The organism is Achromobacter piechaudii NBRC 102461 (genome assembly GCF_001571245.1).
Classification (GTDB): domain Bacteria; phylum Pseudomonadota; class Gammaproteobacteria; order Burkholderiales; family Burkholderiaceae_B; genus Achromobacter; species Achromobacter piechaudii.
The window spans coordinates 336,821-349,623 of record NZ_BCTK01000007.1 but is presented as its reverse complement, the minus strand read 5'-3'; the positions used below and the strand labels follow the sequence as shown (position 1 = coordinate 349,623).

The 12,803-nt window shown below is 64.5% G+C and carries 11 protein-coding genes; 6 read left to right on the top strand and 5 right to left on the bottom strand.

Annotation, left to right across the window (positions count from 1 at the left end):
• Positions 1–3: 3 nt before the first annotated feature.
• The 4 genes from API01S_RS19335 to pmbA all read right to left on the bottom strand — a co-directional run bounded on the left by API01S_RS19335 (position 4) and on the right by pmbA (position 5,102).
• Positions 4–885 (bottom strand): branched-chain amino acid ABC transporter permease, encoded by an 882-nt coding sequence (locus tag API01S_RS19335; protein WP_039882726.1) that lies wholly within the window; start codon positions 883–885, stop codon positions 4–6.
• 172 nt (positions 886–1,057) lie between these two features.
• Complete coding sequence (locus API01S_RS19330; protein WP_039882724.1) at positions 1,058–2,212, bottom strand: ABC transporter substrate-binding protein; 1,155 nt, start codon at positions 2,210–2,212, stop codon at positions 1,058–1,060.
• Between the two features lie 261 nt (positions 2,213–2,473).
• Positions 2,474–3,568, bottom strand: coding sequence for a TRAP transporter substrate-binding protein (locus tag API01S_RS19325; RefSeq protein ID WP_006217302.1), 1,095 nt, complete (start codon positions 3,566–3,568; stop codon positions 2,474–2,476).
• 169 nt (positions 3,569–3,737) lie between these two features.
• A complete protein-coding gene (pmbA, locus tag API01S_RS19320) occupies positions 3,738–5,102 on the bottom strand; it encodes a metalloprotease PmbA (RefSeq protein WP_006217301.1) in 1,365 nt (454 codons plus the stop codon).
• Between the two features lie 58 nt (positions 5,103–5,160).
• Between pmbA and yjgA the strand changes: the two genes are divergently transcribed.
• The 6 genes from yjgA to API01S_RS19290 all read left to right on the top strand — a co-directional run bounded on the left by yjgA (position 5,161) and on the right by API01S_RS19290 (position 10,289).
• Positions 5,161–5,712 (top strand): ribosome biogenesis factor YjgA, encoded by a 552-nt coding sequence (yjgA, locus tag API01S_RS19315; protein WP_006217300.1) that lies wholly within the window; start codon positions 5,161–5,163, stop codon positions 5,710–5,712.
• A 31-nt stretch (positions 5,713–5,743) separates the two neighbouring features.
• On the top strand, positions 5,744–6,421 hold the full coding sequence (locus API01S_RS19310; RefSeq protein ID WP_050730959.1) for an alpha/beta hydrolase: 678 nt from the start codon (positions 5,744–5,746) through the stop codon (positions 6,419–6,421).
• Positions 6,422–6,930: 509 nt separating this feature from the next.
• Positions 6,931–7,935: an ABC transporter substrate-binding protein gene (locus tag API01S_RS19305; protein ID WP_006217298.1), complete on the top strand. Its 1,005-nt coding sequence runs from the start codon at positions 6,931–6,933 to the stop codon at positions 7,933–7,935.
• Entirely contained in the window at positions 7,935–8,747 is an 813-nt protein-coding gene (locus API01S_RS19300) for an ABC transporter ATP-binding protein (RefSeq protein ID WP_006217297.1), read from the top strand. The genes API01S_RS19305 and API01S_RS19300 overlap by 1 nt, the downstream gene beginning before the upstream one ends.
• 3 nt (positions 8,748–8,750) lie before the next feature.
• Entirely contained in the window at positions 8,751–9,587 is an 837-nt protein-coding gene (locus tag API01S_RS19295; RefSeq protein ID WP_006217296.1) for an ABC transporter permease, read from the top strand.
• A gap of 9 nt (positions 9,588–9,596) precedes the next feature.
• Positions 9,597–10,289: a cysteine hydrolase family protein gene (locus API01S_RS19290; RefSeq protein WP_006217295.1), complete on the top strand. Its 693-nt coding sequence runs from the start codon at positions 9,597–9,599 to the stop codon at positions 10,287–10,289.
• Between the two features lie 13 nt (positions 10,290–10,302).
• On the opposite strand, the gene API01S_RS19285 is transcribed toward API01S_RS19290, so the two are convergent.
• Complete coding sequence (locus API01S_RS19285) at positions 10,303–12,744, bottom strand: bifunctional acetate--CoA ligase family protein/GNAT family N-acetyltransferase (protein WP_050730958.1); 2,442 nt, start codon at positions 12,742–12,744, stop codon at positions 10,303–10,305.
• Positions 12,745–12,803 lie beyond the last annotated feature (59 nt).

Sequence of the window (12,803 nt, the reverse complement as noted above, 5' to 3'; positions counted from 1 at the left end):
TCTTTAAGCCTTGCGTTGAACCACTTTGCCGAACAGACCTTGCGGGCGTACCAGCAAGATCAGGAACAGCAGGCCGAAAGCCACCGCATCGCGCATGGTGGAGCCGATGTAGGCGACCGACAGCACTTCGGCGAATCCCAGGAACAGACCGCCCAGCATGGCGCCGCGGATATCGCCCATGCCGCCCAGGATGATGACCGCGATGCCCTTGTGCAGCATCGGCTGGCCCATCAGCGGGAACAGCGCGTTCGAGTACAGGCCGATCAGCACGCCGGCCACGCCACCCAGGGCGGCGGCGGCGAACGAGGTCGTCACGAACAGTTTTTCGACGTTGATGCCCAGCAGCCAGGCGGCCTTGGGCGATTCGGCGATGGCGCGCAGCGCGCGGCCGAATTGCGTGCGGCGCATGACGTACATCAGCACGGCCATCAGCGCGAACGACAGGAAGATGATGCCCAGTTCGATGACGGTCAGGTGCAAGCCGGCGACTTCGATCACTTCCTCGGGCACGGTGCCGTGCGGAAAGCGCAGGTTGCTGGCGCCAAAGATGCTTTGGGCGCCGTTATTCAGGATGATGCCCACGCCAATCGTGGCGATCATGGGGATCAGGTGGGGCGCGTTGCGCTTGCGCAGCGGCTTGAGCACCAGGTAGTCAATGATGACGCCGGTGAAGCCGGCCACGAAGAACGCGACCATCAGCGCCGCCCACAGGGGCAGGCCGAAATGCTGAACGACGAACAGTGCCGCGTAGGCGCCAACCATGAAGACGGCGCCGTGCGCCAGGTTGATCACCCCGAGCACGCCGAAGATCAGCGTGAAGCCCAGCGCGAACAGTGCATACACACAGCCCAGCGACAAGGCATTGACGAATTGTTGTTCGAACATGATGGGACTTTCCAGATCTATGAGGGCCCCATGCAGCGCCCACTGCATGGCCTGAAGCCGCCCGTGAGGACGGCATGGCTTTTATTGGGACGGCCCTGCGATAAAAAGCGCCTTGCGGCCAGCCTGCTGGCTGTCCGCAAGGCGCATCCCCCCGCGCGGGGATGCGTACTGCTTACTTCTCGATGACGTACTTGCCGTCCTTGGTCACGCTGACGATCGGCGCCTGGTCGGCGTCGTAGCCGGCGGGCTTGCCGGCGCGGTCGTTGGCTTGACGGAACTTGAACGGGCCGGTGGCGCCGGTCCAGGTCACGGCCGGCAGGGCGTCGCGCAGCGCTGCGCGGTCCTTGGGCAGTTCACCGGTGATCTTGGTGTTCTTCAGCGCCTGGGCCACGATGTACATGGCGTCATACGACTGCGCGGCGAACTGGTCCGGCGAACCGTTGAACTTGGCCTTGTAGGCGTCGATGAACTTGACGTTCTCGGGGGCCTTGTTCTCGATCGACCACGGGCTGCCGATCCACAGATTGTTCGATGCGCCGCCAGGGGCCAGGTCGAAAATCTTGACAGAGTTCATGCCGTTGCCGCCGATGACCGGCACGTTCAGGCCCAGTTGGCGCGCTTGCACCATGATCGGGGCGCCTTCGGCCAACAGCGCCGACAGCACGATGGCGTCGGGGTTGGTGCCCTTGATCTTGGTCAGCTGGGCCTTGAAGTCCACGTCGCCCTTGGCGAACGTTTCGGTCGTGGTGACCGGGATCTTCTGGTCTTCCAGGGCCTTCTTGAAGTTGTCGTAGCCGCTCTTGGTGAAGACGTCGTCGTTACCGTAGAGCACCGCGACGTTCTTCAGGCCGGTCTTGGCCTTGACGGTCGAAATGGTGGCCGGCAGCACGTCGGCTTCGGTGACCGAGTTGCGGAACACGTAGTTGCCGATGGACGTGATGCCGTCGGCGGTGTTGGACGTGCCGAAGGCGACCGTCTTGGCAGCCTGGGCGATCGGGTCGGCGGCTTGGGCCGAGTTGGACAACGTCGGGCCAAAGACCATCAGGACGTTGTCTTTGAAAATCAGTTTCTTGAAGACGTTGATGGCTTCTTCTTTCTTGCCTTGTTCGTCTTCGACCACCAGCACCAGCTTGTTGCCGTTGATGCCGCCCGCAGCGTTGATTTCGTCAGCGGCAAGCTGGAAACCATTACGGATCGACACGCCATACTGAGCGGCGCCGCCGGACAGGGCTTCCGCCACACCCAGCTTGATGTCAGCCGCGTGCGCAGCCGGGACGATACCAGCAGCGATCAGCGCGGCCAGCAGCTTCTTGGTCTTGGATTGCATGGTTGATACCACCTTAAAGTCTGTCTCGGAATATTGGTAATCCGGGCCGGTGTAATCCCGCCGGATTGACGTCATATGCCGCCTAAAGGCGCCATGATTGCGCGTCAAGACCCGGGATATTACTCCTTTGTATCAGGCCGAAACTCGAATGTGGTTCGAGAAAAGCCCGAAAACCGCCCATTTTTTTGTAAAAAATGCGGTATTACTAGCAAAAACCCTACTTGGCGCCGAATGCCATTCGGCCTGCGGCGCCCCTCCTTCTCACCTGCCCGAAAGCGCCACGGCCATGTACTGGCCGTAAGCGTTGTCGGTCATGCGGAACCACGGCATTTCGCTATCGCGAAACCCCATATAACTGTCGTGTATCGCCTTGAACTTGGGGTCTTTGGCGCCCAAATCCTTGTAGACCTGTTGGGTGGCTTCAAACGCTACGTCCAGGATGGAACGCGGAAATGCGCGAACTTGCGCGCCGCTGGCGGCCAATTGCGCCAGCGCGGCCGGGTTGCGCGCGTCGTAGCGCGCGGTCAGCGACACGTGTGCTGCCATCGCGGCGGCCGTAACAATCGACTGGTAGTGCTTGGGCAGCTTGTTCCAGGCTTCGTCATTGATATAGAGCGACAACTGTTCGCCGGGCAGCCACCAACCGGGTCCGTAGTAATACTTAGCTACTTTATTCAAACCAAGCTTGGCGTCGTCATACGCGCCCGCCCCCGCGATGGCTTGCAACCCTTCCTTTTCGAACGCTTCGGCCAGCGGCGCCTGGCTCGCCGGCTGCGGCGCCACGCCCAGCCGGGCAAGCACGTCGGCAGCCAGGCCGGACACCTGCATCTTCAGATCTTTCAAGTCGCCCTGACGCTTGATCTCCCGGGCGTACCAACCGCCCATCTGCGCGCCGGTGTTGCCCAGCGGGAAGTTGATGATCTTTTCGGGTTTGAAGAGTTCGCGGGTCAGGCGCAGGCCATCGCCTTCGCTCATCCAGGCGTTCATTTGGCGCGCGGTCAGCCCGAAGGGCACGGCGGCGTCAAAACAAAAGGCGGGACTTTTCTTGTAATAGGTACGGGAGGACCCGTGGCCGCATTCCACCTTGTTGGTGGAAACGGCTTCCAGCAGGTCGGCGGCTGGAACGATCTCGCCGTCGGGGAAATGGCGGATATTGAACTTGCCACCCGTCGATTCCGAGACGAATTTGCAGAACTGCTCGCCGGCGCCGATGCGCAGGTCCAGGGTGCTGGGAAATGCCGATGCCAGACGCCAGCTCAAGGCGGGCATGTCCTGCGCGAACGCGGGCACGCTGACAGCGGCCCCGCTTGCGACGGCGCCCAGCCCGGCATGCTTCAAGAATGAACGTCGTTGCATCGCATTGCTCCTCACCAGCAACCATCAGGGACTTCGAGCAGTACCCGCCGGATATTACACGTTGAGGCAATGCGCGGCGCTAGAGGAATTCCCCAAACGCCGGTGCGCCATGGCGGGCCGGGCAAGCAAGGATGGACCCTGTCCACCCTGCCCGTATCCAACGCCGGGATCAGGTCCCGGCGATGGCCATTTGTTCGATCAGGATCGAACCCGTGGTCTTCGTGCCGCGCGAAATGGTGTCCGCGCCGACCGCGACGATCTGCTGGAACATGTCAGCCAGATTGCCGGCAATGGTCACTTCCTGGACCGCGTGCTGGATCTTGCCGTTTTCGACCCAATAGCCGAATGCGCCGCGCGAGTAGTCGCCCGTGACGTAGTTGACGCCCTGCCCGATCAGCTCGGTGACCAGGAAGCCCGTGCCCATCTTCTTGAGCATGGCTTCGAAGTCGTCGCCGCGCTTGGTCAGCGTGGAGCTGAACACCAGGTTGTGCGAACCGCCGGCGTTGCCGGTCGTGGTCATGCCCAGCTTGCGCGCGGTGTAGCTGGACAGGAAATAGCCTTCCAGTACGCCGGCCGACACCACGTTGCGGCGGCGGGTGCGCACGCCCTCGTCGTCGAAAGGCGAACTGCCCATCGCGCCGCGGATGTGCGGGTCTTCGGTCAGGTTGATGTGCTTGGGGAAGATCGGCTTGCCCAGCGCGTCCAACAGGAAGCTGGCCTTGCGGTACAGCGCCCCGCCATTGACGGCCTGGGTCAGCGCGCCCACCAGGCCAAGGGCCAGCGGCGCTTCGAACAGGACCGGAAACTTGCCGGTGCGGATACGGCGGGCCGACAGGCGCGACAGCGTGCGTTCGGCCGCGTACTGGCCGATGGCCTCGGGCGAGGCGAGCTTGGCCGGATCGCGTTCGGAGGTATACCAGTAGTCGCGCTGCATGCCGTTGCCACGGCCCGCGATGGGGGCCACAGACAGGCTGTGACGCGAATACGGGTAACCGCCCAGAAAGCCCCGGGTGTTGCCCATCACGAACTGGCCTTCATACGTGCCCACCGTGGCGCCGTCGGTGTTGGTGATGCGCGGATCGACGTCGCGGGCGGCGCGTTCGGCGCGCAACGCCAATTCGGCGGCTTGCTCGGTGGTCACCGTCCAGGCGTGGTGCAGATCCAGGTCGGGGAATTCGGTCGCCAGCTGATCGGCGTCGGGCAAGCCGGCTGCCGGGTCGGCGGCGGTGTGGCGGGCGATGTGCCAGGCGGCTTCGACCGTTTGGCGCAACGCGGCTTCGGAAAAGTCGGAAGTGGAGGCAGAGCCGCGGCTTTGGCCGGCGTAGACGGTCAGGTCCAGCGAGCGATCGCGCGTCTGCTCAACGGTTTCGATGTCGTTCTTGCGCACCGAGACCGACAGCCCCAGGCTTTCCGAGACTTCCGCCGCCGCGTCCGAGGCGCCGATCTGGCGCGCGTAGGCGAGGGTTTGTTCGACGAGTTCGGAAAAACGCGCGTGATTCGCCGCCAGCGGCAAGGATGAGGAGGATTTAACCATTGCTGTCCAATTTGCAGAGACGGTTATCATAGCCAAGTCTGTCATTGCGCAGTTTTCCATGAATTCCCATACTGAAGAAGAATCCGTCGACGACGGTTACGACGAGAACGGCTACGACCGTCCCAGCAAGTCCCAGGTCAAGCGTGAAATGCACGCCTTGCTGGACCTGGGCAAACAGCTGATCGAGCTCTCCCCCGACCGCCTCAAGCAATTGCCGCTGGCGGAGCGCCTCTACGAGGCCATCCGCATGGCGCAGCGCACGACCGGCCGCGAGGGCCGCCGCCGCCAGATCCACTTCGTGGGCAAGCTGATGCGCGACGCGCCCGCCGACGAAATCCGCGCCCAGCTGGATGTGTGGGAAAACGGTTCGCGCGAAGAAACCGCCGCCATGCACCGCCTGGAAGGCCTGCGCGACCGTCTGCTGGACGATGATGACCTGCTGACCCAGCTGCTGGCGAACAATCCGCAAGCGGATGCGCAGCAATTGCGCACCCTGATTCGCGCCGCGCGCAAGGAAAAGCTGGGCAACGCCTCGCTGCTGCAAGGCCAGGAACCGCAAAAGAAGCACTATCGCGCGCTGTTCCAGGCCTTGAAGACCCTGACGCTCTGATTCCTTCCTGTTGATTTTTTTGCGGCCGTCCATGAACGCTTCCAACGACCTGCTCGATTGCATCGAGATCGAAACTGCCCCCAACCCCACGCACGCCGTCATCTGGCTGCACGGCCTGGGCGCGGACGGCAACGACTTCGCGCCCATCGTGCCGGAACTGGACCTGCCTGCCGGACTGGGCGTGCGCTTCGTGTTCCCGAATGCGCCCGTGCAACGCGTGACGATCAACAACGGCATGTCGATGCGCTCCTGGTACGACATCCTGGTAATGGACCTGGTCCGGGTGGAAGACAGCAAAGGCATCCGCGCCTCTGAAGCCGCCATCCACAAGCTGATCGCCCGCGAGAACGCGCGCGGTATTCCGACGTCGAACATCGTGCTGGCGGGCTTCTCGCAAGGCAGTGCGATGACGCTGCATACCGGGTTGCGCCTGCCTGAAAAGTTGGCGGGCATGATCGCGCTGTCGGGTTATCTGCCGCTGCTGGACACGGCCGAAGCCGAACGCCACAACGCCAACCACGCCACGCCGATCTTCATGGCGCACGGGCAGTACGACCCGGTGGTGTCGCTGGCGCGCGCCGAGGCGTCGGTGGCGGAACTGAAACGGCTGGGCTATGACGTGCGCTGGCATACGTATCCGATGCCGCACTCGGTCTGCGCCGAAGAAGTTCGCGATATCTCGGCGTTCCTGAACGGCGTGCTGGCTTGATGTTTGGCTGGTGAGAGCGGGCTGTGGGTATCGGCGCGCGCTGCTGCGCTGATTTCGACTGCTCCTCTTGCTTGCATGGCTTTGCTCGGGCTTGCTTGACCTTGCACGAGCTTGCATGGCCTCGCATGGGCTTGCTTGACCTTGCATGTCCATGCACGCTCTGCTCATCCTTGCCAGCGGCGCCCCCTTCGCCGCCTCGGGCCACCCACCTCCCGGCCTCGATCCAGGCCCGCTCCACCCTCCCCGCCCCGCTCCACCTCATCATACTTTTGTATACCAAGTGGTATTCAAGTCGTGAATTCCCCGAGCCTGCCTGAGCGCGCCTCATAGGGAAAAACGCCAATCCCAAAAAGCTTGTCGCCCGTTTGTGTTGAATATAGTATTCGATCCATGCCTTATCGGCCCGGGCTGCAGGTGTTCGGGCTTCCCTGTTGTTGCTGTCGATTCCACCCCATTGGCCATGCTGCGCCGGGTTTCGGCGCGTCATACAAGACGCAGGAGAAAGTCCCGTGAAATCCTTGCCATTGCCCCGCCTGGCGGGCGCGGCGCTGCTCGCGCTGATCGCCCCGCTGGCCGCCCAGGCCCAAGCGTTGAATCCCCCCGTGAAGGTGCGCTACGAAGAGGTGGTCCGATCCATACTCTATGTGCCCAAGTACGTGGCCTTGTCGCAGGGCTATTTCAAGGACGCCGGGCTTGACGTGTCCATGAAGACCTCGCAGGGCACCGACAAAGGCATGACCGCCCTGCTGTCGGGCAGCGCAGACATCGTGCTGATCGGGCCTGAAGCCTCCATCTATGTGCAGAACAGCGAATCGCCGGTCAAGCCCAAGATCTTCGCGGGGCTGACCGCCACCGACGGATTCTTCCTGCTGGCACGCAAGCCGATCGAAAAGTTTGACTGGTCGATGCTCAAGGGCAAGGAAGTCATTGGCTTCAGGCCCGGCTCGAACCCCATCGTGTTCCTGGAAACCGCGCTGCGCAAGCATGGCGTGGACCCGCAAAAAGACGTCAAGCTGCTCAACAACATCGGCATCCCCGCCCGCGCGGGCGCGTGGATGGCGGGCCAGGGCGAATACGGCATCTTCCTGGAGCCCGAAGCCGGCGAACTGGTGCGCAACGGCAAGGGCTACATCGTGGCCTCGGTCGGGCACGAGGTGGGCCAGGTCGACTACACGGTCTTCACGGCGACCGACAAATACATCCGCGACAACCCCAAGGTCATTCAGGCATGGACCAATGTGGTCGCGCGGGCCGAGAAGTACGTGAAAGATACGCCCGCCGCGACGTTGGCGCCGCAGATCATGACGTACTTCCCGGGCATGGACCAGGGCGCGGTGACTGAAGCCATCGAACGCTATAAGAAATATCAGATCTGGAAGACGTCGCCGCTGGTCACGGCCGAGGCCATGAACCAGTTGCAGGACATGCTGATCGCCAGCGCGGTCATGAAGGACACGGCCCGCGTGAAATACGAGGACGTCGTGGTGCCGGACTTCGCCCGGAAGGTGCAGTAATGGGAGCCGCCGTCCACAACCTGAAGCCCGCCACCGCCACGGCGAAGATCGAGCTGCGCGACGTCTGCCTGTCGTACTTCACGACCGAAGGCGAAACCGAAGCGCTGTCCAACGTGTCGTTCTCGCTGGCGCCGGGCGAGTTCGTCAGCCTGATCGGCCAGAGCGGCTGCGGCAAGAGCACCCTGCTGTCACTGATTGCCGGCTTGATCCCGCCGACATCCGGCGCGGTGATGATTGACGGCCAGAGCGTGACCAAGCCGAATCCGCGCATTGGCTACATGCTTCAACAAGACTACCTGTTTGAATGGCGCACGATCCTGGACAACGTGATGCTGGGCGCCGAGATCCAAGGCCGGCGCGATGCGCGCAGCGAAGCGCGCGCCGTGCATCTGCTTGAAAAATGCGGACTGGGTGCATTTCTGACCCACACGCCCCGCCAGTTGTCGGGTGGCATGCGCCAGCGCGCCGCGCTGGCGCGCACATTGGTCACCGAGCCGGATGTGATCCTGCTGGACGAACCCTTTTCGGCGCTCGATTCGCAAACCCGCCTGGCGATCTCGGACGAAGTCGTCGACATCCTGCGGCGCGAAGGCAAGACCGTGGTGCTGGTCACGCACGATATCGGCGAAGCCATCGCCATGACCGACCGCGTCATCGTGCTGTCGCGCCGGCCGGGCCGGCTGAAAAGCCAGTACCGCATCCACTACGGCGACGGCGCGCGTCCCACGCCCTTCCAGGCGCGCTCGCGGCCGGAATTCAACGCCTATTTCAAACAACTCTGGGACGAGCTCGACGTCCATGTGGAGGGTTGACCCATGAATGCGCCCGTTGCCAACACCGTTCCCTTGCGCGCCGTGCCCGCGCCCAGCGCCAAATATCTCGACTACCTGCGTCGGGACCGCGCCAAGAAGCGCAACATCCGCGTGACGCAGGCCCTGCTCCTGATCGTCTTTCTCTGTGCGTGGGAAATCCTGCCGCGCATGCACATCCTGAACCCGCTGTTGACCAGCTATCCCAGCGCGCTGTGGCCCACGTTCATCGAGCTCTGGAACAACGGCCACCTGGCCACGCACATCATGACCACGCTGTCGGCCACGCTGGTCGGCTTCACCCTGAGCATGGCGATCGGCATCGTCGTGGCCGCCGCGCTGTGGTGGTCGGACTTCCTGTACAAGGTGCTCGATCCGTTCCTGGTGGTGGCCAACGCCATGCCCAAGATCGCCTTCGTGCCGATCTTCTACTTGTGGCTGGGGTCCGACTACGCCGTGTACGGCATGGCGGTCGCGATCGCGGTGTTCGTCACGATCATGGTCGTGTACGCGGGCTTTCGCGGCATCGATCAGAACAAGGTCAAGCTTGCGCATACGTTCGGCGCCAGCCGCTGGCAGGTGCTGACCAAGGTGGTGCTGCCCGGCAGCGTGCCCACCTTGATCGCCGCCGTGAAGATGAACATCGGCCTGGCGCTGGTCGGCGTCATCGTGGGTGAGTTCCAGTCGGCCGATTCGGGCCTGGGCTTTCTCATCATGAACGGCAGCCAGGTGTTCAAGCTGAACATCGTCATGACCGCCATCGCCATGCTCGCGCTGATCTCCAGCGTGATGTACCTCATCATCTACCGCGTCGAAGCCGCCGTGGCGCGGCGCTACGGCTAAGGAGGCGTCATGGAATTTCCGCAATGGGTACAAGACCGTGTCGTAGCCCGGCAGGGTTGCCTGCACCCCTACGACACGCTGCCGGCCGCGCGCTGCGCGGTGGTGGTGATCGACATGCAGCAATACTTCACGCTGCCCGGCTACCAGGGCGAATGCGCGCCGGCGCGCGAGCTCATCGCGCCGATCAACCGTCTTTGCGACAAGGTGCGCGCGGCGGGCGGCACGGTGGTGTGGGTGCAGACGGCGTCCGACAACGCCGACGCGTTCTGGTCGCATCACCACGGCGTGATGCTGACGCCCGAACGCAGCAAGCGCCGCCTGGAAACCCTGCGCCGCGATTCGCCCGGGTTTGCGCTGCACCCCGAGTTGCAGGCGGCCGACACCGACCTGCGTGTGGTCAAGCGCTTCTATAGCGCCATGGCGCCCGGCTCGTCAGAGCTGGAACCGCTGTTGCGCGGACTGGGCGTGGACACCCTGCTCATCGCCGGCACGGTCACGAACGTGTGCTGCGAGTCCACGGCGCGCGACGCCATGATGCGCGACTTTCGCACCATCATGGTGGACGACGCCTTGGCGGCGGTGACGCCCGCCGAGCACGAACACGCGCTGCAAGGCTGGATGCTGTTCTTTGGCGACGTGCTGACGGTGGATGAAGTCAGCGCGCGGCTGACGCCGGCCGAGGCGGTCCGCAAGACCGCCTGACGGCCGGCGCGCCTCAGGCCAATCCCAACCAGACCCGGCGCATCGTCGGGTCTTCGGGATCGGCATCGTTGGTAAAGCCCAGGCTGGTCATCAGCGCCAGCATGGGCCGGTTGGTCGACAGCACCAGGCCGTCGATGTATTCCAGCCCCTGCTCGCGCGCGGCGTCGATCAGCGCCGTCATCAATTGACGGCCCAGCCCACGCCGCTGCCAGTCGTCGCCGATCACCAGCGCGTACTCGGCGCCCCGCCCATCCGGGTTGCGCAGGTAGTGGGCAAAGCCCACGATCACTTCGCGCGGATGGCCGCGGTTGGCCGGATTGGGCACTTGTGTGGCCGCCACCAGCGCCAGCTCGCGGTGGTAATCCACCTGCGTGTAGCGCGACACCATGCGCGGCGTCAGTTCGCGCATCATCGACACGAAACGCATATAGCGCGACCGCTCCGACAAGCCACGGATGAATTCCTGCAACGCCTCGCCGTCTTCCGGACGAATGGGGCGCAGCACCCACGGAATGCCGTCGTTGAAACGGCGCACATGCACCAGCCGCGTGGGATACGGGTGAATCGCCATGTGCGGATAGCCCGAGGTCTGCGGCGTTGCGCAACCCGGGGTTTCGGTCAGCGTCATGCGCAGGCCGCCCGCACGCAGATGCGTTTCGCCGGCGTAGAGCGGGTCGATGTCCAGGGTTTCGATGTCGGGCAATTCCGACACCATTTCAGACACCAGCACCACCGCCTGTTGCAGCGATTCGGCGGCCATGTGGCCCACGCGCGGCGCCAGCACGCGGCGCCAGAGCCGGCTGCGTTCGATCAGCTGGCGCGCCAGGAAGCCGTTGAGCGGCGGCAGGTCCATGCCGCGATCCGCCACGGACAGCACCGCGTCCGGGCCGCCTGCGCCAAAGCGGATGACGGGGCCGAACTGCGGATCGCGCCGCACGCGGATCGCCATCGGCCGCGATTCCGGTTCGGCCGACGCCACGTCCACCGGCATGTCGCGCAGCGGCACGTAGAACAGGCCAAGCAGCGTGCGGATTTCCGAGGTATTCAGCTCACGCCGGCAATCGGCGCGCACCCGCGCGATGAGCTCGCGCGCGGCGACCAGGTCGGGGACGTGGCCGGGCGGCTCCTGCGGTTGGGTTTGCAGCAGCAGTTGCTGGTTGTAGTGATGCGAGGCCAGCACGCCAAACGCATCGGCGGCCGACTCCGGCGTGCGAAACGCGGAGGTGCCCGCGTCGTCCAGCATGCGCCGCAATGGCCGCATGCCGGCGTCGCCCATGAAACAGGTGACGACGGGCTTCTTGGCGTTGGGCGCGATCTGCGCCAGTTCACGCGCCACCGCGGGCATATCGGCCAGCGCGTCAGGCGCCAGCAGCACCAGCACACCATCCACGCCCGCATCGTCCAATACCGTTTCCAGGATGGCGCGGATGCGTTCTGGCGTCAGCGGGGTGTAGGTGATGACGGGGTTGTCGCAGGCGGCGTCCGGCTCCAGCATGGCTTGCAGCGCGCGGCGCGTGGTGGGCGCCAGGTCGGCGCGCAGCACGGCGGCCTCTGGGCCGATCAGGTCCATCGCCAACTGCGGAGGGCCGCTGCCGTTCGAGATCAGCGCCACGCGCCGGCCCTTGGGGCGACGCGTGTAGCCCAGCACCTTTACGGCGGAGAACAACTGCACGAAGTAGCGCACACGCACGGCGCCCGCGCGGCGCAGGGCGGCATCGAAGATGGCGTCGGCGCTGTCGGCGTCGGATCGGCCCGCCTTGAGCACGATGACGGGCTTCACGCTGGCGGCGGCGCGCAACGCGCTCATGAACTCGCGGGCGGGCCCGACGTCTTCCAGGTACAGCACGATGCTGTCGGTGCGCGGATCGCTGGCCAGGTAGTCCAGCACCTTGGCCAGCCCCACCACCGCTTCGTCGCCGAGCGACACAGCGGTGGAGAACCCGATGTGCACGTCTTCCGCCCAGTCCATGACGGCGGCCATGATGGAGCGGGACTGCGCCACCAGCGCCACGCGTCCGGCGCGCGCCAGCACCGGGTGCTGGCTGAGGTTCAGGCCGGCGTGCGGGCGCTGCGCGCCAAACGAGCGCGGCCCCAGCAATTCGCATCGGTTCTCTTCCGCCCAGGCGCGGCACAAGGCCCAGGTGCCGCGCGGATACGGATCGGGCAATTGGTGTGGAAGCAGGATCACCGCGCGAGGCGCCAGCGCCGACAGGCGGCGCAGCGTTTCCGGCAGCACGGCGGGCGAAACACAAACCAGGGCCAGATCAGGCCGCGCCCCCGCCGCCAGGCCCTCAAGGGTGGCGGGCAGTTCCGGCGCGGCGCCCTCTACGCAATCGACCACCGTGGTCTTCGCCTTGAGCGAGGGCGACAGAGAGCCCGCCGCCGGCAATGGCCGGTCGGCAACGATCACCAGAGAACTGGGTTCGAACAGGGGGGCAAGCGCGTGTCGCAGCATAGGGGGTTCGCCCTAATCTAAAATACCGTTCATCGTAACAAGACAAGCCCGCCGTCCGC

What these genes read in the sequence shown, in the direction of transcription:
- API01S_RS19335 (WP_039882726.1), bottom strand. Translation starts at nt 885, where the DNA reads ATGTTCGAACAACAATTCGTCAATGCCTTGTCGCTGGGCTGTGTGTAT.
- API01S_RS19330 (WP_039882724.1), bottom strand. Translation starts at nt 2,212, where the DNA reads ATGCAATCCAAGACCAAGAAGCTGCTGGCCGCGCTGATCGCTGCTGGT.
- API01S_RS19325 (WP_006217302.1), bottom strand. Translation starts at nt 3,568, where the DNA reads ATGCAACGACGTTCATTCTTGAAGCATGCCGGGCTGGGCGCCGTCGCA.
- pmbA (WP_006217301.1), bottom strand. Translation starts at nt 5,102, where the DNA reads ATGGTTAAATCCTCCTCATCCTTGCCGCTGGCGGCGAATCACGCGCGT.
- yjgA (WP_006217300.1), top strand. Translation starts at nt 5,161, where the DNA reads ATGAATTCCCATACTGAAGAAGAATCCGTCGACGACGGTTACGACGAG.
- API01S_RS19310 (WP_050730959.1), top strand. Translation starts at nt 5,744, where the DNA reads ATGAACGCTTCCAACGACCTGCTCGATTGCATCGAGATCGAAACTGCC.
- API01S_RS19300 (WP_006217297.1), top strand. Translation starts at nt 7,935, where the DNA reads ATGGGAGCCGCCGTCCACAACCTGAAGCCCGCCACCGCCACGGCGAAG.
- API01S_RS19295 (WP_006217296.1), top strand. Translation starts at nt 8,751, where the DNA reads ATGAATGCGCCCGTTGCCAACACCGTTCCCTTGCGCGCCGTGCCCGCG.
- API01S_RS19290 (WP_006217295.1), top strand. Translation starts at nt 9,597, where the DNA reads ATGGAATTTCCGCAATGGGTACAAGACCGTGTCGTAGCCCGGCAGGGT.
- API01S_RS19285 (WP_050730958.1), bottom strand. Translation starts at nt 12,744, where the DNA reads ATGCTGCGACACGCGCTTGCCCCCCTGTTCGAACCCAGTTCTCTGGTG.